The 25311-nt window shown below is 70.4% G+C and carries 18 protein-coding genes; 7 read left to right on the top strand and 11 right to left on the bottom strand.

Going from position 1 to position 25311, the window contains the following annotated elements:
• Position 1: 1 nt before the first annotated feature.
• Positions 2 to 595, bottom strand: a complete 594-nt coding sequence (locus tag RAH40_RS21860) for a hypothetical protein (protein ID WP_306599756.1) — start codon at positions 593 to 595, stop codon at positions 2 to 4.
• Positions 596 to 660: 65 nt separating this feature from the next.
• Positions 661 to 1161, bottom strand: coding sequence for a thiol peroxidase (tpx, locus tag RAH40_RS21855; RefSeq protein WP_306599755.1), 501 nt, complete (start codon positions 1159 to 1161; stop codon positions 661 to 663).
• 247 nt (positions 1162 to 1408) lie between these two features.
• Between tpx and RAH40_RS21850 the strand changes: the two genes are divergently transcribed.
• Both RAH40_RS21850 and RAH40_RS21845 read left to right on the top strand, forming a co-directional pair.
• Positions 1409 to 2272, top strand: coding sequence for an ADP-polyphosphate phosphotransferase (locus tag RAH40_RS21850; RefSeq protein WP_306599754.1), 864 nt, complete (start codon positions 1409 to 1411; stop codon positions 2270 to 2272).
• Between the two features lie 20 nt (positions 2273 to 2292).
• Positions 2293 to 2598 (top strand): 4a-hydroxytetrahydrobiopterin dehydratase, encoded by a 306-nt coding sequence (locus RAH40_RS21845; RefSeq protein ID WP_306599753.1) that lies wholly within the window; start codon positions 2293 to 2295, stop codon positions 2596 to 2598.
• A 170-nt stretch (positions 2599 to 2768) separates the two neighbouring features.
• Here the strand turns inward: RAH40_RS21845 and RAH40_RS21840 are convergent, their stop codons facing one another.
• Positions 2769 to 3905, bottom strand: coding sequence for an MBL fold metallo-hydrolase (locus tag RAH40_RS21840; protein WP_306599752.1), 1137 nt, complete (start codon positions 3903 to 3905; stop codon positions 2769 to 2771).
• 108 nt (positions 3906 to 4013) lie between these two features.
• Between RAH40_RS21840 and RAH40_RS21835 the strand changes: the two genes are divergently transcribed.
• The 3 genes from RAH40_RS21835 (at position 4014) to RAH40_RS21825 (ending at position 7765) form a co-directional block, all read left to right on the top strand.
• Positions 4014 to 5141, top strand: coding sequence for a DUF4382 domain-containing protein (locus RAH40_RS21835; protein ID WP_306599751.1), 1128 nt, complete (start codon positions 4014 to 4016; stop codon positions 5139 to 5141).
• 39 nt (positions 5142 to 5180) lie between these two features.
• Positions 5181 to 6527, top strand: coding sequence for an APC family permease (locus RAH40_RS21830; protein WP_306599750.1), 1347 nt, complete (start codon positions 5181 to 5183; stop codon positions 6525 to 6527).
• A 92-nt stretch (positions 6528 to 6619) separates the two neighbouring features.
• Positions 6620 to 7765, top strand: a complete 1146-nt coding sequence (locus tag RAH40_RS21825; RefSeq protein WP_306599749.1) for a PD-(D/E)XK nuclease family protein — start codon at positions 6620 to 6622, stop codon at positions 7763 to 7765.
• Here the strand turns inward: RAH40_RS21825 and recD are convergent.
• From recD to RAH40_RS21805, 4 genes are all read right to left on the bottom strand, one after another.
• Positions 7762 to 9654, bottom strand: coding sequence for an exodeoxyribonuclease V subunit alpha (gene recD / locus RAH40_RS21820; protein WP_306599748.1), 1893 nt, complete (start codon positions 9652 to 9654; stop codon positions 7762 to 7764). The two genes, RAH40_RS21825 and recD, sit on opposite strands and share 4 nt — an antisense overlap.
• Positions 9644 to 12994: an exodeoxyribonuclease V subunit beta gene (locus tag RAH40_RS21815; protein WP_306599747.1), complete on the bottom strand. Its 3351-nt coding sequence runs from the start codon at positions 12992 to 12994 to the stop codon at positions 9644 to 9646. Before RAH40_RS21815 ends, recD begins: the two co-directional genes overlap by 11 nt.
• Positions 12994 to 16488: an exodeoxyribonuclease V subunit gamma gene (locus RAH40_RS21810; RefSeq protein WP_306599746.1), complete on the bottom strand. Its 3495-nt coding sequence runs from the start codon at positions 16486 to 16488 to the stop codon at positions 12994 to 12996. Before RAH40_RS21810 ends, RAH40_RS21815 begins: the two co-directional genes overlap by 1 nt.
• 78 nt (positions 16489 to 16566) lie before the next feature.
• Positions 16567 to 16971, bottom strand: coding sequence for a (deoxy)nucleoside triphosphate pyrophosphohydrolase (locus RAH40_RS21805; protein ID WP_306599745.1), 405 nt, complete (start codon positions 16969 to 16971; stop codon positions 16567 to 16569).
• A 93-nt stretch (positions 16972 to 17064) separates the two neighbouring features.
• On the opposite strand from RAH40_RS21805, the gene RAH40_RS21800 reads away from it, so the two are divergent.
• Positions 17065 to 17841, top strand: coding sequence for an SDR family oxidoreductase (locus RAH40_RS21800; RefSeq protein WP_306599744.1), 777 nt, complete (start codon positions 17065 to 17067; stop codon positions 17839 to 17841).
• A gap of 175 nt (positions 17842 to 18016) precedes the next feature.
• Here RAH40_RS21800 and RAH40_RS21795 read toward each other — a convergent pair whose 3' ends face one another.
• Complete coding sequence (locus RAH40_RS21795; RefSeq protein ID WP_306599743.1) at positions 18017 to 19999, bottom strand: SagB/ThcOx family dehydrogenase; 1983 nt, start codon at positions 19997 to 19999, stop codon at positions 18017 to 18019.
• 147 nt (positions 20000 to 20146) lie between these two features.
• Positions 20147 to 20572, bottom strand: a complete 426-nt coding sequence (locus RAH40_RS21790; protein ID WP_306599742.1) for a hotdog fold thioesterase — start codon at positions 20570 to 20572, stop codon at positions 20147 to 20149.
• Between the two features lie 159 nt (positions 20573 to 20731).
• On the opposite strand from RAH40_RS21790, the gene RAH40_RS21785 reads away from it, so the two are divergent.
• Positions 20732 to 21001 (top strand): hypothetical protein, encoded by a 270-nt coding sequence (locus RAH40_RS21785; protein WP_306599741.1) that lies wholly within the window; start codon positions 20732 to 20734, stop codon positions 20999 to 21001.
• Here RAH40_RS21785 and RAH40_RS21780 read toward each other — a convergent pair.
• Together RAH40_RS21780 and RAH40_RS21775 are read right to left on the bottom strand one after the other, a co-directional pair.
• Positions 20982 to 23087, bottom strand: coding sequence for a hypothetical protein (locus RAH40_RS21780; protein WP_306599740.1), 2106 nt, complete (start codon positions 23085 to 23087; stop codon positions 20982 to 20984). The genes RAH40_RS21785 and RAH40_RS21780 overlap by 20 nt on opposite strands.
• A gap of 46 nt (positions 23088 to 23133) precedes the next feature.
• Entirely contained in the window at positions 23134 to 25233 is a 2100-nt protein-coding gene (locus tag RAH40_RS21775) for an ATP-binding protein (protein ID WP_306599739.1), read from the bottom strand.
• Positions 25234 to 25311: the final 78 nt, after the last annotated feature.

The raw sequence follows: 25311 nt of genomic DNA, 5'->3' as shown, positions 1-25311 counted from the left end.
CCTAGTTCACTTGGATGGTGTGGGTGGTTCCGGCCGTGACGGTGAAGCCCTTGTAGTCCGTCGTGGCCGCGGTGGTGAAGACCACCCGCAGGTCGTACACGTCCGGGGCGACGCCCGTGAGGGTCAGGCTCTGGCCGGGGGAGAGGGGCAGATCCGCCTGGTTGGGCCCCCAGGTGCTGGAGTTCGCCGGGGTGAGGTAGATGCCCGTGATGGTCAGGCCGGTGTTGTTGAACACGGCCACGGCGCCGTTGCCGCTGTTCTGCATGCCCAGGGTGGTGGTCTCCCCGTCATGGATCCGGACGTCGTAGACGGTGTCCGTGCTGCCGTCGTTGAAACGCGCGCGGACATCGTAGGAACCCGGGTACAGGCGGGTCAGGGTGATGGAGTCGGCCGGCTGCAGGGGATAGGGGGCGAGCTGGTCGGTCCCCCAGGTGGAACTGGTGCTGGGAGTCACGTAGAGCTGGCTCATGGTCACCGCGCCGTCATTGAAGACCCTCAGGCTGCCCTCGAGGGGCCGGTGCCGGCCGCCGCAGGCCAGAGCCAGGGCTGCCAGGAGGGCGCCGGCCAGGATCCACCATTTCGAATGGAATTTCATGAAACACCTCCAGAACGAACGGATTTAAGCGCGAAAGAACGGGAACCTGTCTTGAATTTCACATTCTACTTCAGAACCGCCGCTGCGGCTTCGTAGTTCGGCTCCTTCGTGATCTCGGGAACCAGTTCGGCGTGGAGCACCTGCCCCTGCCCGTCCAGTACAACGACCGCACGCGCAAGCAGGCCTTGCATGGGACCGTCCACCAGGGCGATGCCGTACGCCTCCCCGAAGGCCGGATTCCGGAAGCACGAGGCGGGCACCAGGTTCGTCAGTCCCTCCGCCGTGCAGAAGCGTCCGGAGGCAAAAGGCAGGTCCATGGACACGCAGAGCACGGAAGTATCGGGAAGCGTCCCGGCCAGGGCGTTGAACTTCCTCAGGCTCGTGGCGCAGACGGGCGTGTCCAGGCTGGGGAAGATGTTCAGCACCACCCTGCGGCCCGCGAAGTCGCCGAGCGCCGTTTCCGCCAGGTCGGTCCGCACCAGGGTGAAGGGCGGAGCGGCCGACCCCTCCTTGGGCAGGTCCCCGGACGTGTGGATGGGATTTCCTTTGAGGGTTATCTGGGCCATGACCGCTCCTTGGGCACCCGTTTCCGGGGCAAGTTTCGATCCAGATCGCAAGGGGGAGCCGGGCCAGGGTCTTCCGCCTTTCCGAGCCGTTCGGGCGGGTGGGAACGGGCGATCAGGTTGAAGTGCGGATCGTTCATTTTGATGGGCGCCCACCGGGGCCGGGAGGCGGAGGCTTGCCCGGCCATGGAAAAGGGGATGGCACGAAGCATGCTCCGGGTTCCCCGCCCCACCTCGGCGAGGATCCCCCATGAAAATCGATACGTCCCCCTACCGCGTCGCCGAGGGCAGGCCCCTCGATCTTGGGCAGCACCCCACCCGGGTGCATCCCCTCTTCACCTCCAAGGGCCAGTACCAGGACGTCCTCGCGGACCACACCGCGAAGCTGGGGGAACTGCAGGGCCTGCTCTACGCCTCCGGCAGCCATTCCGTCCTGCTGGTCCTCCAGGCCATGGACGCCGCGGGCAAGGACGGGATCATCAAGCACGTGATGTCAGGCCTCAACCCCCAGGGCTGCGAGGTGTTCAGCTTCAAGCAGCCCAGCGCGGAGGAGCTCAGGCACGACTTTCTCTGGCGCACGACCTGCCGCTTGCCTGAGCGCGGACGCATCGGCATCTTCAACCGGTCCTATTACGAGGAGGTCATCGTCGTCCGGGTCCACCCGGAGCTCCTGGCCGCCCAGGGGCTCCCTGGGCGCGCGGTGGAGGAGGAAACCTTCTGGACCGACCGCTTCCGCTCCATCCGGGAGCTGGAGGCCCACCTCCACCGCAACGCCACCTGCATCATCAAGGTCTTCCTGCACCTTTCCAAGGACGAGCAGCGCAAGCGCCTTCTCGAGCGCATCGACGAGCCCGGGAAGAACTGGAAATTCAGCTCGGCGGATGTGGCGGAGCGGGCCCGATGGCACGACTATGGGCAGGCCTACGAAGCGTGCCTCGCGGCGACCAGCACGGCCGCGGCTCCCTGGCATGTGGTGCCCGCCGATGACAAGAAGAATGCCCGCCTCATCGTCTCGCAGATCCTCCTGGACACCCTCGGCCGGCTGGGCCTGGCCTATCCGGACGTGGACAAGGAGCGCCGGCAGGAGATGAAGACCATCCGCCACGAACTTTGACCGCCCCTGGAGGTGCGCCCATGACCCGACCCGTCCCGCTCCACGAACCCGAACTCGCCAGGGCCCTGGCCAAGCTGCCCGGGTGGCGGCTCGAGGCAGGCAAGCTGCACCGGGACTACCAGTTCGCCGACTTCGTGGCCGCCTTCGGCTTCATGGCCGGGGCCGCCCTGGTGGCCCAGGGCATGGATCACCACCCCGAATGGTCCAACGTCTGGAACCGGGTCCGCATCGACCTCACGACCCATGATGCCGGCGGCATCACCGCCCTGGATGTGAAGCTGGCCGAGGCCATGGAGGAACTGGCCGGCAGGCAGCCAGGCACATGAACCCCATCGAGCGGAGCACCCAGGTAGGCGGAGGCAAGGAACGGAACATGGGGATCAACCCGGCGGGACAGCGCCCGAGCCGGATGGAGCGCCCTGTCTTTGAGGAGACGAAGGAACAACCGAAGGACACGGATCCCACGTGAGCGGCCGCGGGGGAGCTGTCGCCGGCGTCAGCGGGTGAGGGCGCCGGGTTTCAGGCCGTCCAGGGTCGCCACGATGGGGGCTTCCGCCGCGGTCTTCCAGGGGAGCAGGGGCCACCAGCGCTCCTGGCTCCAGGGGGCGCCGGGCTCGACGCCCTGCCCGGGCTTGGGCACCACCACGGCGGCGCCGCGGATCCGGGCCGCGGCGAGCACCCGCTCCACCGGCTCGGTCCACCCGTGGGCGGCGAGGTCGAACAGGCCCCAGTGGATGGGCAGCAGCACCCGGCCCTGGACGAGTTCGTGCGCCTTCACGGCCTGCTCGGGGCCCAGGTGCCAGTCGGGCCAGGCCTCGCCGTAGGCGCCGGCCTCGATGAGGGTGAGGTCGAAGGGGCCCAGGCGCGAACCGATATCGGCCATGCCGGGGAAGAGGCCCGTGTCGCCCGAGAAGTAGACCCGGTGGGAGGCGCCGCGGAAGGCGTAGCCCGCCCAGAGGGTGCGGTCCTTGTCGAAGGGGGTCCGGCCGGAGGCGTGGCGCGCCGGGGTGCAGGTGATCTCCAGGGAGCCGGCGGTTGCGCTTTCCCACCAGTCCAGCTCCGTGATCCGCGCTTTGGGGATCCCCCAGCCCTCCAGCCTCGCCCCCACGCCCAGAGGCACCACGAAGCGCACGTCCCAGTCCCGCATGGCGCGGAGGGTGGGGCGGTCCAGGTGGTCGTAGTGGTCGTGGGAGATGACCACCACGTGGGGCTTCGGCAGGTCCCCGAGGGGGATCACCGGGGCGTACCACCGCTTGGGCCCGGCCCAGGAGAGGGGGGAGGCCCGGGGTCCCCACACGGGGTCGGTGAGGACGCGGGTGCCGTCGATGTCGAGGTACACCGTGGAGTGGCCCAGCCAGGTGGCCCGGAGCCCGCTGGCGGGGGGCGTCTCCAGGGCGGGCCGCACCACGGGGAGCTCCCCGCTGCGCGGCGCCGCATGGGGGTTCCGGCGCAGGATGCTGCCGATGGCGCCGGTGAAATCGTTCCAGAGGGGCTGGGGGTTGTGGAACGTCCCGTCCTTCCATTGGGGTGAGTGCTGCATGCGCTGGCTCCGCGGGGGGGTGGTGGAGGCGACGGCCCAGAAGACGCCCGTCAGGAGGGCGGCTGCGAGGGCAAGAAGGATTCGGCGGCTCATGGATCCAATATTTGACACTTTGACGTTTTTTGTCAACTGTCTTTCCAACGCGGCACTGGGTTAAACTTTCCCGGTAGGAGCCGGGTCTCAAGTCCATTAGGGGAATCCATGCGCGCGATCACGAAGGTTGTCCTTCCCATCTGCACGGCCCTGGCCTGCCTTCTGGGCTGCGGCGGAAGCAGCACCTCCCCCGCGCCCACGGGCACCCTCGCCATCACCCTGAGTTCGGACAGCCTTCCGGGCTTCTCCCAGGTGGTCGTCAGTCTCGAGACCATCGAAGGCACCATGGACGGCAGCAAGTGGTTCACCCTGGGCCAGCCCAAGGGCACGGTCGACCTCATGGCCCTGCAGAACGGCCACGGGGTGGTGGTCCTGCCCGCGTCGAAGGTCTACTCGGGGACCTACACCCAGTTCCGCCTCACCTGGAGCGCCACGAACTACCAGTCCGCCATCAACCTCCCGGCCTACGTCGTCCCCGAGGGGGGTTCGGGCCAGGTGCTCACCATGCCGACGACCACGCTCGTCAAGGGCAGCGTCAGCGTCCCCGCCAACGGCGCGGGCCAGGCCCTGTTCATGTTCAACGGCGACCAGGGCGTCGTCTCGGCTCCCACCTCCACCACGCCCTACCGCTTCAACGCCACGGGCCAGGCCTTCGATCCCTCCAACTGCGGCCGGATCCTGGGCACGCTCTCGGGGCCCGCCGCCAGGCTCGCCGGCGTCGAGGTGTACGCCCAGACCCTGGACGGCCTGGGCACCGCCACCCTCGTGCGCCGCGCCGTATCGGACGCCTCCGGGAACTACGAACTGGACGGCCTTCCGTCGGGGAGCATCTACTTCGTGGCCGCCCAGCCCGCCAACTGCCTCGCCCAGGCCACGTCCGCGGGCACCCTGGCCGCGGGCGCCTCCCTCACCGCCAACCTCACCTTCGCCGCGCCGGTGACCTCGGGCACCCTGACGCTGGCGCTCACGCCCAAGTCGTCCTCCACCCAGGGCACCTGGGGCGAGCTGCGCCAGTCCCTGGCCGCGGGCGGCGTCAGCCCGAACCTCATCGTCCGCTCCCGTCCCGCCGTCATCGGCAGCGCGCAGGACACGGCCACGTTCCTGTCCGTGGCGCCGGGCACCTACGGCGTCACCGCCCAGCGCAGCACCTCGGGGGCCGCCCCGGTGATCCTCCCCGGGTCCCAGCAGGCCGTGACCGCGGGGGGAACCACCACCGTGACGCTGACCTTCCCCTAGAGTCCTGGACGGACACGGCGTTTCGAACCAGCATAGGGAATGCGGACGAACGACCAGGAAGCTGAGGCGGCCCTCCCCCGGGATCTCTCCCTGGTGCAGGCGGTCGCCCTGAACATGATCGACATGGTGGGCATCGGGCCCTTCGTGGTGCTGCCCCTGGTCATCGGCATCATGGGCGGGCCGCAGCATGTCCTGGCCTGGGTGGCGGGGGCCTTCCTGGCGCTGATCGACGGGCTCATCTGGGCGGAGTTCGGGGCGGCCATGCCGCGGGCGGGAGGGAGCTACGTGTTCCTCCGGGAGTCCTACGGGCCGCGCTGGGGGAAGCTGGTGTCGTTCCTCTTCATCTGGCAGACCATGATCCAGGCGCCCCTGGTGGTGGCCTCGGGGGCCATCGGGTTCGCCCAGTACCTGTCGTTCCTGCTGCCGCTCACCGCCGCCTCCCGGCGGGTCGCGTCGGGGACCCTGGTCGTCGCCCTGACCTTCATCCTGTACCGGAAGATCGCCACCCTGGGCCGGATCACCGTCGCCCTGTGGATCGGGGTCCTGGGCACCCTGGCCTGGTTCATCATCGGCGGGCTCTCGCACTTCGACGCCGGGCTCGCCTTCAGCTACCCCCCGGGCGCCTGGGACCTCACCTGGGCCTTCTGGGTGGCCCTGGGCCACGCCACGGTGAAGACCACCTACTCCTACCTCGGCTACTACAACGTGAGCCACCTGGGCGGCGAGATCCGCGACCCGGAGAAGAACATCCCCCGGGCGATCCTCATCTCCATCCTGGGCATCGCCGCCATCTACCTGGCCATGCAGTACGCCGTGATCGGCGTGATCCCCTGGCGGGAGGCGGCCGTGTCCCCCTTCATCGTGAGCACCCTCATCCAGCGGCTCTACGGGCCCGTGGCGGCCAACGCCGCCACCGTGCTCGTGCTGTGGATCGCGTTCGCGTCGCTCTTCGCGGTGATGCTCGGGTATTCGCGGATCCCCTACGCCGCGGCCCTGGACGGGAACTTCTTCAAGGTGATGGGCCGGCTCCACCCGACCAAGGGCTTCCCCCACGTCGCCCTGCTGTGGCTGGGGGCCACCTCCTTCGTCTTCAGCCTGCTGTTCACCCTGAGCCAGGTGATCAACGCGATCCTGGCCATGCGGATCCTGGTGCAGTTCATCGGGGGCGCGGTCGGGGTGATGCTGCTCCGGAACCGCCTGGGCAAGGCCCACCTGCCCTTCCGCATGTGGCTCTACCCCATGCCCGCGCTGGTGGCCATCGTGCTCTGGGCCTCGATCCTGGCTTCCACGGGCTGGCGGTTCGCCCTGGCGGGCCTGGGGATGACCCTGCTGGGCGTGGCCGTGTTCGGGGTGGTCTACGGCTTCCCCCGGCGCACGGGCCCGTAGGTGCCGGAAGTGCGGGTGCGAACGAGGCCGGACCGCGCGCCCCGTTTCACGGCTATGCTTGGGGTTCATCTTTCCAACGTGTGGAGCCCCCCGTGGACGACCTGGATTCTGCGCTTTTCGACCCCCTGGTGGGCCACCCGGACTTCCTCCAGCTTCAGCGGGAACGCCCGGCCGTGAATCCCATGAAGATCCTGGGCCTCCACGACGACGAAGCCAGCCATTCCCGGCTCCTGGCCCGGATCCTGTCGCACGGGGGCCCCTTGGCTTTCGGCCAGGCGATCTGGCCTGCCATCCTGCCCTCCCTCCCGGCCGGCCCCCTCGGCGCCGACCTGCACGAAGCCCGGTTCAAGGGGCGCGCGGAGTACCGGGACATCGACGTCCTGCTCCTGGACGAGGAGCGCAAGCTCCTCATCGCCATCCAGACCAACATCTGGGCCCGGGAACGGCCCGGCCAGATCTCCGACGACCAGAAGGTCCTCGAGGAACGCTTTCCCCAGTGGCGCGGTCTGTTCATCTTCCTCACCCCGGGCGGCCGCCTGCCCAGGACGCACAACCCCGAGTCCCGGTTCCCCTGCCTCCCGTTGGCCTGGGCCGCGATCCGCGAAGCCGTCGCTCCCCTGCGGGAACAGGACGAATCGGGAATCCTGAGACTGCTGGCCGCAAACATCAAGGAGAATTTCATGAACGGTGAAGAGCAGAACGCCCGGGCGCGGGCCCTGTGGGCCAACCCTGACGTCGCCAGGGCCCTGGACGTGCTCATGAAGAACCGCCCCAACCTGGGCGAGATCGGGGCCCGCCTCGTGGAGGGCGTCAACCGGTTCACCGGGAAGAACCTGACGCATACGGTCTACCCGTCCCGGGGCGAGATCGTGGAGATCAAGATCTTCGACACCGCGTGGGAGGAGCTGGGCCTGCCGGTCACGTACCTGTTCCACCACTACAAGGGCTCCATGCCCGCCGCCCGGATCTTCATCGAGGCCGAGTCCCGCAAGGAATTCAAGTCGCAGCTGGCGACCATCGCCCTGCTGGGGAAGGGGGTCATCGATCCGGACTACACGCCCATCGGGGACTGGAAGCAGTGGTGCCGGGTCTTCGACGAGGAGGAATACCCCGAGCGGCACGGCATCACCGAGCTGGCCTTCGACGAGAGCACGGTTCAGGCGCTGCTGAAGAAGTTCCAGGTCCAGTACATCAAGCTGGACAACATCATGGGCAAGTACAAGTCCCTGCTCCGCTAGAGCCTCTCCGCCAGCCCCGACTCCCGCACCGACGGATTCCCCGCCGCGAACGGCACCCGCTCCTTCTCGGCCAGCAGCACGACCCCCTTGCTCGCCCGCGTCAGCCCGGTGTACAGCAGCTCCCGCGTCAGCGCCCGGTGGTTGGTCTTCGGCAGCACGATGGCGATGCGCTTGTACTCCGATCCCTGCGATTTGTGCACCGTCATGGCGAACGCGTGCTCCAGCTGGTGCCTGAGCGGGTCCAGCGGGAAGGGCACGAAGCCGCCGGGCCTCGGGAAGACGGCGGCCTGGCGCAGGACGCCGTCGAACAGGACCTTCAGCACCAGCCCCTGGTCGCCGTTGTAGATGCCGCGCCGGTAGTCGTTGGCGGTCATCATCACGGGCTCGCCGGCGCAGAAGGGCACGGGATTGCGCAGGCCTTCGCCCGTCAGGGCCAGCATGCGTTTGTGGAAGTGCCTGTTGAGGTCCTGGACGCCGCGCAGGCCGGGGGCCTCCCGCAGGGCGCAGAGGATGCGGAACTGGTTGAAGTGGTGGAAGAGGGCGGCCAGGGGAACGAGGTCGGCCGCGGACCAGGCGCCGCCGGTGAAGGTGTAGGTGCGGGTGACCTTGGGGAGGAAGCCTTCGAGGCTGGTCACTTCCTTCTGGAGCCAGCGTTCCAGGAAGGCCTCCATGACGCCGGGGGAGGGGTCCACGAGCTCGACCTGCCGGAAGGTGAGGTCGTCCACGGTGGCGCGGACGTGGATGGGTTCCGCGCCTTCCCACAGGTCGGTCTGGGTGCGGATGGCGGCGGCGACGGACAGGATGTTGCGGCCTTCGGGGTCGCCGGCGTCCATGCGGTAGCTGGTGCGCAGGGTCACGCACTGGGGCGCCAGGCTCTTGACCATGTCGCTGAAGGCGCAGCCTTCCTCGACGCTGGGGAGCTGGTCGGCGTCGCCCAGGAGGACGAGGCGGGCGCCGGGGGCCAGGGCGCCCAGGAGGCGGCACAGGTGCTCCTGGCTGATCATGGAGGCTTCGTCGGCGATGACGATGCGGGCGGAGAGGGGGTTGCCGGGGCCGTGGCGGAAGCGCTCCTCGGCGGGGTGCCAGGCCAGGAGGCGATGGAGGGTGGCGGGGTCCAGGGCGGCCTTTTGGAGCTCGCGGTCGATGGCCTCGGGGTTCTCCAGCTGGGCCAGGGATTCCATGATGGATTCCCCCATGCGCTGCGCGGCCTTGCCGGTGGGGGCGGCCAGGGCGATGTCCTCCAGCCGGATGCCGGGCTGGCGCAGGAGGGCGCGGAGGATGGTGACGACGATGGAGGTCTTGCCGGTGCCGGGGCCGCCGGTGATGAGGGTGAGGCCGCCCCGCAGGGCCATGGCCACGGCCTGGCGCTGCTCGGGGTTCAGGGCGCGGCCGGCGCGCAGGTGGAAGATGGCTTCGGGGGGGTCCACGATGGGGGCGGCGGTCACGGTCTTCAGGGCGCCGGCCAGCGCGGCCAGGTCCAGCTCGTGGCCCAGGAGGCGCTGGGAGTAGAGCCAGCCGTGCTCCAGGATCAGGGGCTTGGCCTCCCCGGGGTCCCCGGCCAGGGACGGGGCCGACCTGCGCAGGAAGGCTTCCAGGTCGAAGGACTCCAGGTTGAAGGCCTGGAACAGGAGGTCGGCGGGGCCGCCGGGCTCGGGGACCAGGGGCATGCGGGTGTGGCCCTGGGCCTGGGCGGACAGGAGGGCCAGGACTATGGCGAACAGGCGCTTGCGCCGGTCGGCGTCCAGGCCGGGGGCGAGGCCGCTCAGCTCCCACGCGAAGATGAGCGCGGAGGGTTCCTGGTTCAGGGTCTTCAGGTGCTCGACCACGCGCCGGGGGAAGGACGCCCGGTCCCGGTGGAGGTCGAGGGTCTGCAGGAAGTCATCGGTCACGGGGCTCGCCTCCGGCGTGGGGGGGGACCATCTGGTCGACGGGGAGGGCCTTGAGCTCGGCCTCCCAGGCCTGGAGTTCGGCCCAGGACGGACGGCAGGTCCAGAGGCCACCCTCGGGGAGGCCGCGCAGGAACACGTACACCACGCCGCCGAAGGCGTCGTATTGCGCCTCGTCCGTGATGCCCAGGAAGCGGCAGGCGGTGCTGGCGTAGATCTGCACCTGCAGCCAGTAGTGGTCCCGGACGGTCTGGTCCAGGGACGCGGGGTCGTAGCCGGGCAGGCGGTTGGTCTTCCAGTCCAGCACATAGGCCTTTCCCCCGGTCCGGAAGAGCACGTCCATGGAGCCGTGCAGGAAATCCGGACGATCGGCGTAGGGCGTGAGGAAGTCCAGCTCCCGGAGCAGCTCGTCGGCCTCGTGGAGCACGGCGGTGCCGCCGTCGGGCAGCGGACAGGGCATCGTCATGGCGTGGTGGATCCAGCGCAGGGCCTCCCTGCGGCCCTCCTCGGGGAGCCACGCGGCGGCCAGGGCCTTGGTGGACGGCAGCGCGAGCCACGTGTCCTGGTCCACGCCGGCGAAGGAGGCCAGGTCCACATGCTCGAGGGCGGCATGGACCTTCGTGCCGAGCTTCTTGCCGCCGCGGGGGCCGTCGGCGGGGGTGAACTCCTTCACCTCCTCCAGGTGGGCCCCTTCCCCCCAGCCGGGCTTGAGGCCCTTCTGGAGGCTGGAATAGCTGAACATCCACAGGGGGCGCCCGAGTTTGCGCAGGGACGGGAAGGCGGGCAAGTCCAGGGGTGCGGGGAGCTCCAGGGTCCAGGGGCCGGGGTTGGGGGTCCGGGTGGCCGGGACCGCCACGCTGGCCGGAAGGCGCTCGAAGTCATCGCGGGGCGCCGGGCCCAGCAGGGTCTTCAGGCGGCGGTTCACGTTGCGGTAGAGGCCCTTCTTCGGGTCGCCGGCGGGGTCGAAGCTGCCGCCGGGGGCGGGAGGCTCGTCTCCCGGCACGTAGCAGGGGAGGATGAGCTGGGCTTCGGCCCGGGTGAGGGCCACGTAGGCCAGGCGCTCGCCCTCCTCGGACTCCTCCGTCTCGATGAGGGCCTGGACGGCGGCGGTGGCGGCCTTGGTGGAGCCCACCCAGGCGTGGCGCTCCCCGTGGAGGTGGTAGCGGTGGAGGTTGGCCTTGGTGCTGCCCTGGGACAGGCCGCCGAACAGGACCACCACGGGGGCCTGGAGGCCCTTGGCCTTGTGCATGGTGAGCACCTGCACGGTGCCGCCGTCGCGCTCCAGGCGCTGGGTCTCCCCTTCCTCCACCGCCGGGCGGTCCTCGCCGTCGATCCAGCGCTGCACCTGCACGGCCAGGCCCGCCAGGGTGCAGTGGCCGCCCAGGGCCTGCTGCTGGAGGAGCTCCAGGATGTGCAGGAGGTTGGTGAGGGCGCGCTGGCTCTCGTCCAGGAAGAGGAGCCGCTGGCTCAGGCCGCTTTCGGACACCACGCGGTTGAACATTTCGCCATAACGGCCGCGGGCGGCCAGCTCCCGCCAGGCGAAGAGCCGGGTGAGGATGGGGTGGCCTTCCGGCAGGTTGCGGGCCTTCTCCGCCTCCGCGAGGTTCAGCCCGAAGAAGGGCCCCAGCAGAACCTTGGCGCGGCGGCACTCGTCGAAGGGCGCTTCGATGGCCAGCATCAGGTCGCGGCAGGCTTCGGCCTCGGGACCGTCGAAGAGCCCGTCCTGGCGGTAGAGCGCGGCGGGGATGCCCCGGGCGCGCAGGGCGTCGGCCATGATCCGGCCCTCGCCGAGGGTGCGGGTCAGCACGTAGACATCCCCCGGCCCCAGCGGCTCGCCGTTGAACCGGCCCTCCCCGAGGGTCGCCTCCAGGGCCCGGGCCAGGGCCGCCGCGGCCTGGAGCTTGGTGGTGCGGGCGTCGGCCACCTTCACGTCCACCACCTTGATGGACGGGGCCCCGGTCAGGGCCAGCGCGGGCTTGCCGCAGTCCACGGGGTGCTCGTAGTGGCCCTCGTTGCCGCCGGTGAAGAAGGGGACGCCCCCGGTATTCCGGAAGATGGCGTTGTAGCCGCCGATGACGCCCCGGGTGGAGCGGTAGTTGGTGGCCAGGTGCAGGACCTGGGCGCCCTTTCGCCCGAGCTCGGCCAGGGCCTCCACGTAGGTGGGCAGGTCCCCGCCCCGGAAGCCGTAGATGGCCTGCTTGGGATCCCCCACGAGGAAGAGGCGGTGCCCGGGCGACGCCAGGAAGACGCGGCTGAAGATCTTCCACTGCCGGGCGTCGGTGTCCTGGAACTCGTCGATGAGGGCGATGTGGAAGCGCTCCCGCAGGCGGCCGGCGAGGGCCTCCCCCTGGGGACCTTCCAGGGCGCCGGCCACCTGGCTGATCATGTCGTCGAAGTCGAACAGCCCCTCCTCGGCCTTGAAGCGGCGGAGCTCGGCGCGCAGCGGAGGCAGGAAGGCGGCGACCAGGATCGCCTTGAAGTTGGCCAGCTCGCGCACCGCCCGGGCCAGGTCGGCGGCCTCGCCGCCGAGGCCGTCCACGGAGAAGGGACCCAGCTTGTCCAGGAGCTGGACCTTGATCCAGTCCCCGTCCAGCCAGAACTCCTCGGGAGTGCCCTGCAGGAACAGCTCCAGGCGCGGGAGGATCAGGTTCAGGCGGTTCTTGATGGCGGTGGCGCCTTCGGGGAAGCCGAACGGTTTGGGGTCGGCCAGGAACGCCTGGGCCAGGGCCACCGGGAAGGCGCTCAGGAAACTGCGGGCGTCCGCGAATGCGGGCAGGTCGAGCTGGTCCTCCTTGAGGGCCTCCTTGAGCAGGTCCCGCAGGTCCGCGGGGGTGCCCAGGAACCGCAGGGCGACCCGGAGGAGGTTCGCCTGCCGGGTGGCGAAGTCCGTGCGCAGCATGGTCGTGAACGCCCGGTCGAAGGCCTCGTCGCTGGCGATGGTCTCCTGCTGGAAGAGCTGGCCGCCTTCGAAGGCGCTGTCCTTGAGGACCTGCTGGCAGAAGCCGTGGATGGTGGAGATGGTCGCCCGGTCGAAGGCCATGAGGGCGGCAACGAGGCGGGCCTTCAGCTCCGGCGTGAGCTCGCAGGGGACTTCGCCCGGCTGGACCTGGTCCATGTCCAGGGCCACCAGCCCGGCCAGCTTGTCGCGCACCCGGGCCTTCAGCTCCAGGGTGGCCTTCTTCGTGAAGGTCACCACCAGGATGTTCTCCAGGGCGGTGCCCTCCAGGATGAGCTGGACGATGAGGTGTTCCAGGGTGTAGGTCTTGCCGGTGCCGGCGCTGGCCTCGATGGCGCAGGAGCCTGCGATGCCTTCCAGAAGGGCGGGTTTGCCGAACGTGACCATCAGGCCCCCTCCCCTGCCACACCGCACACGAGGTCCAGGTAGTCCTTGAGCCGGAGGTCCATGATGGCCTTGGGATCGGCGGGCGGGGGGTAGCCGGCGGGATCGGGGACGGGCCCGCGCACGGTGCTGAACGGGGTCGGCACGGGGCCATTGAGGCTCTCGTCCACGAAGGCCAGGATGCTTTCCCGGCTGAGCTTCTCCGGCCACCCCTTGAGGACCGCCTCGATGGGCAGGAGCACCGCGTGGTCGCGGTCGAGGAGGTCCTCCAGCCAGGCCCGCAGGCGTTCCCGGGCCTGCTCCGGCGCCAGGGCCGGAAAGCGGAAGGTGAATTCCTGCTGGCCGCTCACCGCGGCTTCGAAGACGAACCGCGCCAGGTGCTCCCCGTGGGACGCATCGACGCAGGCCAGCACGTGGTGGTCCACGAAGGCGGCCAGGGCCTTCTTCTGGACCTTGCCCAGGGCGGACGCGGAGGGGCGCTTGCCGGTCTCCAGGAAGAGGGAGCCCCCGAACTGCACCCGCAGGTCGCCGCCCAGCTCCACCGTGCGCTCCTCGCCGGCGACCCGCACGGTCAGGGTCAGGGGCGGCAGGGCGTGATCGATGGCCTCGGCGCCGGACCGGTTGCCGCCCAGGCGCCAGGTTTCGGGGCGGCCGGGGGTGTTCCGGAGGTAGGTGACCCAGTTCCGGATGACCTGCAGGTTGGCGCCCCGCTCCGCCTCGGAGAACACCCCGAAGGGCGCGGCGCCTTCGGACTGGAGGCGCTTGAGGCAGCGGTCGTAGACCGCCTCGGCCGGCTCGAGGCCGGTCAGGGCCCCCAGGGCGACCTCGCGCTGCAGGGCCCAGGACTCCAGGAAGTCGCTCTGGAAGGGTTCGTTCTCCACCGCTGCCCGGTCCGCCAGGTCCCGCTTGCGCAGGCCCAGGCGCACGGCGGCGGCGCCGGTGAGGGGGCACTCCAGGAAGGTGCGGAGGTCGGAGAGGCTGAGCTTGATGACCTCCCTGGCGCCGGAGGCCTCGGGCACCCCGGGGGTGTCCAGGGCCGCGCGCAGGGTGCCGGCGGCATCCTGCCGCAGGTCGCCCACGCGCGGGGGCATGACCACGCCCTGGGCCCTGGCCTGGTTGCCCAGCCACAGGGCCCGGGCCTCCTTCTCGGCGGCTTCCGAGCAGGTGCGCAGCCGCCCGCCGCCCGGGAACCAGCCGGGGAAATAGGCCGCGTCGAAGCGCCGCAGGGGATGGGTCTCCAGGAAGGGGTCCCGCTTTTTCGCGGGCGCCCATTCCGGCGCGAGGTAGGCGGCCAGCAGCTGGCGGAACTCCTTGTAGAGGCCCGAAGGCTCGAAGGGCTCGCCGCTGAGCTCGTCCAGGGCCACGTAGCTGAGCACCAGGTGGTCCCGGGCGGACAGGAGCATCTCCAGGAACAGGTACTTCTCCTTCTCCGTCTGGCTCACGTCGCCGGGACGGCGGCCCTCGGCGCGCAGGTCGAGGGCGTTCCTCGGGTTGCGGGTGGGGAAGCTGCCCTCGCCGTTGCCCATGAGGAAGATGGCCCGGAAGGGGATGGCGCGCATGGCGGCGTACGAGGTCACCACGACCCCCCGTGCCAGGTTCGCGGGCTGCTCGTCCTTGAGGCGCTCCAGGGCCTCCAGGGCCAGGTGGCGGGCGGCGATGAAGTCCATGCGGGGCAGCGCCAGGGCCGGGGGCAGGCGTTCGAACATCCGGTCCAGGTAGCCCTTGATGCGGTCCAGGGCCTTGAGCACCGCCTCGGCCTCGTCGCCTTCGTCCACGGCGAGCCACTTCTCCAGGTAGCCGAACAGGCGGCGGGGCCAGGCCCCGGGCTCGGCGGCCAGGCCGGCCAGGTCCCGGGCGTCCCCGCAGAGGCCGCGGACCTCGGCGATGAAGACCGTGGCCGGGCCCTCGTCCCGCGCCCCGTTCACACGGTAGGTGTCGTCCCCCGACCGGAAGTCCGCGCCTTCGGTCATGAAGGCGCCCAGCACCAGGCGCTTGAGGCCCTGGTCCCAGTTCAGGGCGTCCTCGGCCAGGTACGTGCCCGCCCAGTCCGCGCGGTCGGCGCCCCGGACGATGCCGAACTCCTCGCTCCACCGCTCCCAGGCGCCGGTGTCCAGGTCGCCGGAGCGGCGGCGCAGGGCGGGGTGCAGGAGGACGCGCAGGACGGCGGCACGGGTGAGGCCGGAGGTGGGCAGGGCCAGCAGCAGCTCCACGGCCTCCAGGGTCTCCCGCAGGATGGGGAAGGCGCCGGTGCCCTGCACCATGGGGATCTGGCGGGCGTCGTGGAAGGCGGCCTGGAGGTGGGCGTAATAGGTCTCCTGGTCGCCGGGCGGCACCACCACGGCGATCTCGGAGAAATGCAGCGGGCGGTCCGTCTGGGCGTGCAGCTCCAGCAGGCGCCAGATTTCCGAGGCCACGACCTCGGCTTCGCGCCTGGGGCTGGGGCAGGCGAGGCAGCGCACGCTGTCGTCCGGCCCCGACCCCTCGGCGGCGTCGGGCTCCTTGTAGAGCAGGATGTCCCGCTGGAGCCGGCCCAGGAGGGTCGAAGCGCCGGGCAGCTCGAAGGCGGAGGTGAAGTCGCAGTCGCTCACCTCGTTGAGCAGGCGGATCTTCTCGCGGCCCGGGCGGCCCCACAGGCGCAGGGCGAGCGGGCCGTCGACGGCAAGGCGGTAGGGATCCTCGGTGGTCGCGTCCCAGGCGCCGGCCCGGGCCGCCTCCCGCTTGGGATGGCCCGTCCACAGCCGGTTCCGGCCCGTGTCCAGGTCCTCCCAGAACTCCCCGCAGGGGTTGAGGGCGTAGAGGTGGAGGGTCGTGTCCGGCAGCGGCGCGAAGGCCTGGAAGATCTGCTGGTAGGCCTGGGCCACGTGGGTCAGGCCGAAGGCGTGGATGGCCCGGGGGAGCTTCATGCCCTCGAAGCGCGATCCCCTGATGAGTTCGAGGAGCGTGAGATGGCGCGCCGGCTGGCCCGCGGTGTCCAGGACCCGCACGACTTCCAGCCAGAGGCGGGACTGCCAGGTCTCCAGGCCGGGGTCCGCGGTGACCTTGCGCCCCGCGCGCCAGGCGTCGATCCAGTCCGGCCGGCTCATCTGGTATTCCTCGAAGACCTTGGCCAGCTCGGTGGCCAGCTGAACGCGCTTGAGCTGCCCGGTCTCCGTGCCCAGGTAGTCCCGCACCGGCACCATGTCCGGCTGGGCCAGCAGCCCCCGGTCCCCCAGGATGCCGAGAAGCCCGGCCCGGATGAGGTCGAAGGCCAGCAGCTTCCGGCCGTCGTCCACCAGGAGGTCCTTCCACAGCCCATCCAGATAGGTGAACTCGATGTTCGCCGCCACGCCCAGCTCCCGGGCCAGGGCCTGGCGGAGGTATTCCTTGAAATACGGGTTGGGGGCCACCAGGTGGATGGGCTCCCAGGGGCCCCGGCCCGCGGCCCGCTCGGCCCGCACCCGGGAGGCGAGGAGGTCGAGCAGGGCTTCGGTGCGGTTGGAGTAGGTCAGCTCGAGCATGGGTGTCCTGGGGGCATCTCACTAAAATACGCTGCCGCCGGGGGAGGACGATCCAAAAAGGCCGCGGCCTCGACGGGGTCAGGCGCCGCTGCCCGTGGAACCGGCGAGGAACTCGGCGAACCGCCGGTCCCCGGGCGCCAGGTCCAGGCGGAGCAGCTCGGGGACGGACACCCAGGCCAGGGCCGCGTGCTCCAGGCAGGCGGGCTCACCGTCGAAGACCACCGGGTGGAACTCGATGACGAAGCGCGAGCCGGGATCGTCGATGGTGAAGAGCTGCTCCCCGCAGGCGAGCACGTCCACGCCCAGCTCCTCGGCAAGTTCCCGCCGGGCGGCGTCCTGGGCGGATTCGCCGGGCTCCAGCTTGCCGCCGGGGAATTCCCAGAGGCCGCCGTGGCGCTTGTCCGCCGGGCGCTGGCAGAGCAGGAACCGGTCGGCCCTCCGGGCCACGGCGGCCACCACGCGGATCTTTTCGTTCTTCGTCACGGGTTGACCACCAGCTTCGAGCCTACCAGAGGCCATGGGCGGGTCCCGGACGGTCCAGGATAGAATCCACCCAGGCACAAGGAGTCGTGAACCATGGACCTGGGTCTGAACGGCAGGATCATCCTCATCACCGGCGGCTCCAAGGGCATCGGCCTGGCCTGCGCCTCCGCCTTCGCCGCGGAAGGCTGCCGGGTCGCCATCTGCTCCCGCTCCCAGGCCAACGTGGACCAGGCCCTGGCGGGGCTGCCGGGGGCCGTGGGGTTCGTGGCGGACTGCTCGGACGCCGAGGCCGCGGCGGCGCTGGTGGAAGCCGTGGAGACGCGGCTGGGGCCGGTGGACGTGCTGGTGAGCAGCGCGGGAGCCGCCCGGCAATCCCCGCCCGATGACCTGACGCCCGCGGCCTGGCGGGCCGCCATGGACGGGAAGTATTTCTCCACCATCAACGTCGTGGACCCCATGGTGAAGCGCATGGCCGCCCGGGGGCGCGGCGTGATCCTCAACGTCATCGGTTCCGGAGGGCGGGTCGCCTCGCCGGTCCACCTTCCCGGAGGCGCCGCCAACGCGGCGCTCATGCTGGCCACCGCCGGCCTGGGAGCGGCCTACGCGCCCAGGGGGGTGCGGGTCGTGGGGATCAATCCCGGCATGACGGAAACCGGCCGGGTCGCCACCCGGCTCGACGCCGACGCGAAGCGGCTGGGCATCTCGGTGGAGGAGGCCCGGCAGCGGAACGTGGAGAAGATCCCCATGGGCCGCCTGGCGACGCCCAAGGAGATCGCCGAGACGCTCGTCTTCCTGGCTTCGGACCGGGCGAGCTACATCACGGGGGTCACCCTCACCATGGATGGGGCGCGGAACCCGGTCGTCCTGTGACCAGGATGGACCGGGCGACGATGGCCGGCCTGACGTTCCAGGAATTTGCAATTGGAATGCAAATTCCTGGAAACCGAATCATTCCACGAATGGGGGCCACGCAGGATCCGGGGACCATTTCCCCGTGGGGGACAGTGACGAGCTTCCGTATCGACGCGAGAGCCATGGGCGGCCCCTAACGCCGCCCAACTGCGGTCACATAGAGCGGCACTTCCCGCTGCAGATCGATCCCCAGCAGCGCCGCCACGTCGGGGTCCTGGAACGCCCCGACGCCGCAGACGCCCAGGCCCAGTGCCGTACCCTGGAGGTAGAGCCCCTCCCCCACCACGCCCGCCCGGATGTTGGCATACCGGTAGCCCCGGTCCCCGTCGGGCAGGAACAGGTCCTTCCATGCCACGGTCTTCACGAAGACCACGTTGGCGGTGGCGCAGAAGTCCTGCTGCACGCAGGCGGCCTCGCAGGTGCGGGAGAAGTCCCCGGCCTTCACCAGGCGGAGGGCGTGGGCGCCGGGGAGGTAGCGGTAGACGCCGGGCGGGAGGCCCTTCACGTTCCGAACGACCGGGTAGAGGCCCAGCGGGGCCGTGCCGGCCAGGAGGGGGTCGGTGGTGCCCCGGGAGCCGCTGGACGCGGCGCACAGGGCGGAGAGCTCCTCCAGGGTCACGGGGCCGGGAAGGTAGTTGCGCTCGGAGCGGCGGGCCCGGGCGGCCGGGAGGAACGGTAGGCCGGCGGCGGGAGGGGGGAGGGCGAGGTCGCCGGGGGCCGGGGGCTCCGGGGGTTCGGCGCGGGGCGGCAGCGCGAGCTTGCCGCCGGCGACCCGCAGGGAGGTGCCGCCGTGGATGAGGTCCACGAAGGTGCCCTTGCCCGGCGCGGCGGTCTCGGAGCGGAACGCGGGGTCGTCCTTGTCCGCCTTCTCGCGGGTAAGGGGCATGACGAGGAGGGGGGCTTCGGTGGCGGGTTCCAGGCCCAGGACCAGTTGGAGCGCCCGGTCATCGAACCGGCCGATCATGGGGGACAGCCAGCCCTGGGAGGCGGCGGCCAGGGCCAGGTTGTAGGCGGCGTGGCCGGTGTCCATGGCCACGTAGCGGTAGGCGCGCTCCTGGTACTTGAAGGCGGTGCGGGCGAACGTGGTGGTGAGGATCAGGACGGCGGGGGCCTTGTCGAAATACCTCGCGCCGCCGCAGGCCATGGCGATCCGGTTGGACTCCGAGCGGTCCTTCACCCGGACCAGGGCGGCCCGCTTGGGGTGGTAGTAGTAGATGCCCCGGGCCAGGCCCTGGACGCCACTGGCGGCCACGTAGACGTTCACGGGGTACAGCGCCCCGGCGCTGGGGGCGGTGCGGAGGTCGTAGGTGAAGTTGGGGCGCTGGATGGTCGCGCTGATGCCCTGGGCGTGGAAGAGGATCAGGCTCAGCTGCGCCAGGTCCAGGGGGCCCTGGGCGGCCAGGGGGCGGCCGGTGCGCCATGCGTCGTAGGCGGCGAGCACCCCGGGGCCGTCCACGGGCAGGGCCCCGGGGAGGGGGACCGCCTCCCCGGGGTAGGTCTTGTACAGCGGGGGGCGGGCCTCGAGGGTGAGGCCGGGGAGGGCGTTGCGGGCGGGGAAGGAGCTGCCCTCGTGGTACCACTGCGCCAGGGGGAGGGACGCGCCGTCGCCCTGAACCCAGCGCACGGGCACCTGGCCCCCCTGCCCCACGTCCGTGGCGCGGACGTCCCCTCCGGCGGTGAGCAGGGTGATGTGCCGGGAGCCCTGGCGCATGCCCAGGAGGAAGACCAGGGCCACGCAGGCGCCGCCTGCGGCCGTGTAGCCCGTCCAGCGAACTCCGGCCACGAAGCGGGTCCGCCCCGGCGCCACGAGGCCCTCCGGCGCCCGCCGGCGCAGGAAGGCGGCGACGTTGCGCCAGTGCAGCACCACGTGGGCAAGGGTCAGGAGCAGGAGGAGGTAGCCGGGCAGGTAGTGCCAGTCGAAGACCGGGAGCTCCTGCCGGGCCACCCAGAAGATGCCCGTCCCCACCACCAGGAGGAAGTAGACGAGGGTGACGATGCTGAGGCCGACGGTCACGCTTACACGGGTGGGCAGGCGGCCCAGGGCGGTCCTCAGGACCAGCCAGAAGAGCCAAAGGATCAGGGGTGCGGGCACAAGGATCAGCTTGAGGGGCGGCAAGACGGCCTCCTGGACGGGATGGACTTGGGGGAATGTCCGGATTATAGCCGGGCCTTGCCCCGGGCCGGGGTTCAGGCCCTGCTGCATCACCTTCGTCTGGAAGTCGTGGGAGGAATTTCCGGAGCCGTAATCCGGATTCTCAAACCACTACGGTTTGGGCGCCAGCACGGCGATGGTCAACCTCGACACGCAGGTGAGGTCCCCCGCGTCGTCCCGCATCTCGATCGACCACACCTGGGTGCTGCGGCCCAGGTGGACGGGGCGGGCCACGCCGGTCACCCACCCCTGGGAGACGCTCTTGAGGTGGTTGGCGTTGATGTCGATGCCCACGGCGGCATGGCCCGCGGGCGCCGCGAAGCCCGCGGCGCAGGAGCCCAGGGTCTCGGCCAGCACCACGCTGACGCCGCCGTGGAGGATGCCGAAGGGCTGGCGGGTGCGCTCGTCCACCGGCACCCGGCCCATGAGGCAGTCCTCGCCGATTTCCAGGAACTCGATCCCCAGCCATTCGACGGTGGTTTTTTGACTCATGGCGGTGAGGATTTCGAGGGAGATGGGCTGCTTCCAGATGGCCATGGGGGGTCCTTTGTCATTAAAGATGGTATTCCCAGATATTAACAATTAGCGGTGACCTGGCCTCCCGGATCGGGGGGCGGGGTCCATCCATCATGACTCAACCAATAACCATCCAAGGAGCCCTATACTGGCATCGTTGGATGCGAGCGAGGAGCCGGGATGCCGAGTCGGGAAGAGACCAGCACGCTGCTTGACCGCCTGGAGACGATCCTGGGTCGCCTGGAGGCCGACATGCCGGTCTGGAACGAGGGCGCGGCCCTGCTGGTCCAGCTGGAGTCCACCCTCCACCGCCTGGACAGTGCCGATGTCCGGTCCCGCGGCGCCTCCGTGTCCCGCCTGGAGGCCGTCGCCGCCCAGGGGCGGCTCCTGGAGCGGCACCTGGCCGACGCGCTCCGGGAAGCAGACGCGATCACATCCGGAGGAGCTTGACCTCGCCGGGCTGGAAGCTCATGGAGAGGTTCCCGTGGGTGTCGAAGTCGTTCACGTCCCGGGCGGGGCCGTGGGTGGAGAAGAGCTGCGAGCCCCGGCGGGCGGCGTTGCCCGAGGCCCTGCGCAGGGCGTCCAGGTGGACCGTCAGGTACTGCGGGTTGTGGACGTCGGTGTTGGCCACCACCACGAACACGCCCCCCTCCGGGACCATGGTCCCGCGCCGGGCGTCGTCCACGAACCCGAAGGCGATGCCGGGATCCCGGGGCGAGTTGAAGCCCAGCGGGATCGAGTTCTCCAGGCGGGTGAAGGTGGCGAGGTGCTCCCGCCGGAACGCCGACACCCAGGCCAGCTGGTCGGGCAGCTCCCACCGCCCCTGGTTCAGGTAGTGGAGGGCGTACCGGTCGAAGAGGGCGAGGCGGCCGTAGTACGGGTCCTTGGGATCCAGCTGGTAGGCCTCGTTGGGGCGGCAGTCCAGGCCGGTGTTCATGGGCTGGAGCTCGAAGACCTCCTGGCCCGAGTTGATGAAGGGCACGCCGTTGGGCATGAACAGGTTCAGGATCGTGAGCATGCGCGACAGGGACCGGCCCCCTTCCCGCGCGGCCAGCCTGGGCGTATCGTGGGTCTCGCCGCAGGCGTAGACCGGGCACGGGAGGTTGCGGGCCTCGTACATGTAGTGGTGGGTCCTGAACTCCAGGACGCGGGGTTCCTGGAGGAAGCCGTCGCCCAGGATCATGTTGTAGCCCAGTTCCTTGGCGGTGGCGGCGCGCTCGATCTCCATCTCCTCGGCGATGAAGCAGAAGTGCGGATCCACGTGGCGGGCCCCGCGGATGATGCGCTCAACCAGCTCCCGGGGAAGGGCGTGGCCCATGTCGATGCGGGCGCCGTCGATGCCGAACTGCTTCTGGTAGAAGGGGATGATGCCCGCCAGGAGCTCCCAGAGGGGCTCGTTGCGCACCTTGCCCTGGTAGAGGTTGGCCTTGATGACGTCGAACAGGATGTAGGGCGCGTAGTCCTGGTCCAGGAAGGGCACGGAGGCCACGGGGTGGTCCAGGTACATGCGGAAGAAGGTGACGTCGTTCCAGGCCGGCTGGGGGTCGTTGATCTGGTCGGAGAAGGCCGGGGCGACGGTGAGGCCGAAGCGCTGCTGCACGGTCTCCATGACGCCCGCGCCCGGGTTGGCCCGGATGTGGGCCTGGAGCTCGGCCCAGCGTTCCGGGTAGGCCGAGCCGGGGTTCTCCACGAACTTCGCCAGGTGCTGGCGCACCTCGGCGCTCTGGTAGACCACGGGCAGGAACTCCGCCTTGGGCCGGATCTGCACCCCCAGCCCGGGGACGTAGGGGGGCTTGTAGCCGGCCAGGTCCGGGTGCCGGATCCAGTAGAACCAGTCCGGGTGCTCCAGGATCAGCTCCGAGTCCACGGAATTGGTCCGGGGGATCAGGTCGATCATCACGTTCATGCCCAGGATGTGGCAGGCCTCCACGAAGGCGCGGAACTCGTCCTCCACGCTGAAGCCCGGTCCCGTCATGGGGTCCTTCAGGTTGGGGTCGAGGGTGAAGAAGCTGGAGACGCCGTAGGGCGAGCCCAGCTCGCCCTTCTTGTCCCGCAGCGAGAACTTCGAGATGGGCAGGAGGTACACGCAGGTCACGCCCATCTTGTGGAGCAGGCTGAGCAGCGCGATGGACTTGACGAACGTGCCGGTCTCCCGGAGGCCGTAGAGGTCCACGTCCTCGAGCGCCCCTGAGCGGTCGTGGTCCCAGGCGGTGGAGGTGCGCACCATCATGGAGTAGACGGTGGCCCTGCGGATCCAGTCCCCGCCCTCCAGGCCGGCCTCCACGTCCTGGTGGCGGCTGAGCGGCTTGCCCCAGGTGCGCACCCGCCCCATGCGGGGCTCCACGAACTGCCGGATGGCGTCCCGGTAGAAGGAGTAGGGGTTCACCACCAGCTCGCCCCAGGGCGTCTTGCGCAGCTCCTCGCCCTGGTAGTCGAAGCAGTTCCACAGGTCGGGAACGGTGTAGTTGAACACCTGCCCTTTCGTGCCGGCGACCCGATCGTCCAGGATCCGAAGAAGTTCTAGCAGTTTGCTCATTCCGGGGCTCCCGGCGGACGGAAATCAAGTTGGCTGGATTTTCATACTAGCGCAACTCCTGCACGGCCCGGAGCTTCTGCCGGAGGGCCGGCAGCGCGTAGGGCTTGTTGAGCAGCCAGACACCGGGAAGGCTCCGGACCAGGTCCTCCACGCCGGATTCCAGGAAACCGGTGGACAGGATCACCGGCAGCGTCCCGCGCAGCTCCTTGAGCCGGACCAGGGTCTCGGCGCCGCTGAGGCCGGGCATGTTGTGGTCCAGGACCACCAGGTCCACGTCGAGGCCCGCCCCGATCCGGTCCAGGGCCTCCTGGCCCCGGGCGGCGGTGAGGACGGTGTGGCCCAGGAAGCCCAGGACGGAGGGAAGGGTCTCCAGGATGATCGGGTCGTCGTCCACCAGGAGGATCCTCAGGGGCGGCCCCTCGCGCTCCTGGGGCGCCCCCGCCGGGCCGGAACCGCTTCCCGCCACCGGCGCAAGGGCCGGGAAGCACAGGATGACCCGCGTGCCCTGCCCCACGCGGCTCTCGATCTCCAGGGTGCCGCCGTGGGCCTTCACCGTGCCGTAGACCCCCGCCAGCCCCAGTCCGGTGCCCTTGCCCACGGGCTTGGTGGTGAAGAACGGCTCCATGGCCCGGGCCGCCACCTCCGGGGGCATCCCTTCCCCGGTGTCCTCCACCGCCAGCACCACCCGCCCCTGGGCGTCCACCCCGGTGCAGAACGCGAGCCCGCCGCCCTGGGGCATGGCGTCCATGGCGTTGACGCAGAGGTTCATCAGGGCGTTGCCCAGCGAGGAGGGCTCGCCCAGCACCGCCGGGAGGTCCGGATCCAGCTGCGTGGAGATCTCGATGCGCGCCAGCGTGGTGCCGCGCAGCAGCTCGATCTGGAGGCGCACCAGCTCGTTGAGGTCCACGGGCCGGGGGTCGTCCAGGCCCTTGCGGGCGAAGTCCGTCAGGCCCCGCACCAGCCTGCGGCCACGCTCCCCCGCGCCCAGGATGGTCTCCAGGGCCCGGGCCAGGGGGGCGTCGTGGGCGTACTTCTCCTGGAGGGCCGACCCCAGGCCGATGATGGCGGCCAGGATGTTGTTCATGTCGTGGGCCACGCCCCCGGCCAGGCTTCCCAGGCTCTCGAGCTTCTGGGCGTGCTGCAGCTCCGCCTCCAGCCGGCGCCGCTCGGCCTCGGCGGCCCGGGTCGCGGTGAGGTCCTGGCTCAGGGTCAGGAGGCAGGCCTCGCCCTCCAGGTCCAGCACCTTGGCCGACAGGAGCACCGGCAGCACAGCGCCGTCCTTGCGGCGGAGCTCCATGGCGCGGGGCGCGATCCCGCCCGTGGCCTCCAGCTCCGCCCGGAGCCGCTGGCGGTCCTCCCCCGCGTTCCAGATGCCCAGATCCGTCGAGGTCCTGCCCAGCACCTCCTCCCGGGTCCAGCCGTAGACCCGGCACCAGGATTCGTTCACGTCCAGGAACCGGTTGTCGGAGCGCCGGCTGATGGCGATGGGTTCGTGGGAGAGCTGGAAGGCCTTGGTGAAGCGCTCCTCCTCCCGGGACAGGGCCCGGTGGGTGTGCTCCAGGCCCCGGAGGAGGAGCGCGGTGGGCAGCGCGATGAAGGCGCTGAGGAACAGGGCGTTCACCGAGACCACCACCCAGGTGGCGAAGGCGTCGGCGGGACCTCCCCCCATGGGTCCGGTGACCATGGCCCCCGCGCGAACCGCCAGGGCGCACCCGGCCAGGGTGGCCAGGGCCAGCCCCCAGCAGACGGCCGCGGCCCGCGGGTTCAGGAGGATGGCGGCCAGCACCGGCAGGGCCCCGATCCAGAGCATGCCCGCGCCCGCCGAGCCCAGGCGCGTGAGGAGCACCAGCGAAAGGAGGTAGATCAGGGCCAGGATGCCCCAGGCCCGGGACCGGTAGCTCCACTTCGGCGACAGGGCCGCGGCCAGGATCCAGGCGTAGGCCGCCACGTCCGCGGCCGCGACGCTCCAGAAGCGCACCTTCAGGGCCAGGAGGAAGCTGGGCACCAGGACCAGGGGGCCCAGCGCGGCTCCGGCCCCCAGCATCAGCTCCAGGATCCTCAGGCGCCAGAAGGCCACATCGCCCTCACCGGAGGCGGGGGCCCGCAGGGTGCGGTGGAAGAGGGCGCTGAGGGCGCGAAGGAGCATGTGGGCGGATTCCTGGCCTTGGGAGCTGATTCGGCAATTGTGAGGCCATTGGCCCGGCTGTCCACCGGAACCTGGGGC

The sequence above is a fragment of the Geothrix sp. 21YS21S-2 genome, from assembly GCF_030846775.1.
Taxonomy (GTDB): domain Bacteria; phylum Acidobacteriota; class Holophagae; order Holophagales; family Holophagaceae; genus Mesoterricola.
The sequence above is the reverse complement of the archived record's forward strand: the minus strand, read 5'-3'. Positions and strand labels throughout refer to the sequence as shown.

Coding starts and splice junctions, on each gene's coding strand:
- RAH40_RS21860 (WP_306599756.1), bottom strand. CDS start 595: ATGAAATTCCATTCGAAATGGTGGATCCTGGCCGGCGCCCTCCTGGCA.
- tpx (WP_306599755.1), bottom strand. CDS start 1,161: ATGGCCCAGATAACCCTCAAAGGAAATCCCATCCACACGTCCGGGGAC.
- RAH40_RS21850 (WP_306599754.1), top strand. CDS start 1,409: ATGAAAATCGATACGTCCCCCTACCGCGTCGCCGAGGGCAGGCCCCTC.
- RAH40_RS21845 (WP_306599753.1), top strand. CDS start 2,293: ATGACCCGACCCGTCCCGCTCCACGAACCCGAACTCGCCAGGGCCCTG.
- RAH40_RS21840 (WP_306599752.1), bottom strand. CDS start 3,905: ATGAGCCGCCGAATCCTTCTTGCCCTCGCAGCCGCCCTCCTGACGGGC.
- RAH40_RS21835 (WP_306599751.1), top strand. CDS start 4,014: ATGCGCGCGATCACGAAGGTTGTCCTTCCCATCTGCACGGCCCTGGCC.
- RAH40_RS21830 (WP_306599750.1), top strand. CDS start 5,181: ATGCGGACGAACGACCAGGAAGCTGAGGCGGCCCTCCCCCGGGATCTC.
- RAH40_RS21815 (WP_306599747.1), bottom strand. CDS start 12,994: ATGGTCACGTTCGGCAAACCCGCCCTTCTGGAAGGCATCGCAGGCTCC.
- RAH40_RS21810 (WP_306599746.1), bottom strand. CDS start 16,488: ATGCTCGAGCTGACCTACTCCAACCGCACCGAAGCCCTGCTCGACCTC.
- RAH40_RS21800 (WP_306599744.1), top strand. CDS start 17,065: ATGGACCTGGGTCTGAACGGCAGGATCATCCTCATCACCGGCGGCTCC.
- RAH40_RS21790 (WP_306599742.1), bottom strand. CDS start 20,572: ATGGCCATCTGGAAGCAGCCCATCTCCCTCGAAATCCTCACCGCCATG.
- RAH40_RS21785 (WP_306599741.1), top strand. CDS start 20,732: ATGCCGAGTCGGGAAGAGACCAGCACGCTGCTTGACCGCCTGGAGACG.
- RAH40_RS21780 (WP_306599740.1), bottom strand. CDS start 23,087: ATGAGCAAACTGCTAGAACTTCTTCGGATCCTGGACGATCGGGTCGCC.
- RAH40_RS21775 (WP_306599739.1), bottom strand. CDS start 25,233: ATGCTCCTTCGCGCCCTCAGCGCCCTCTTCCACCGCACCCTGCGGGCC.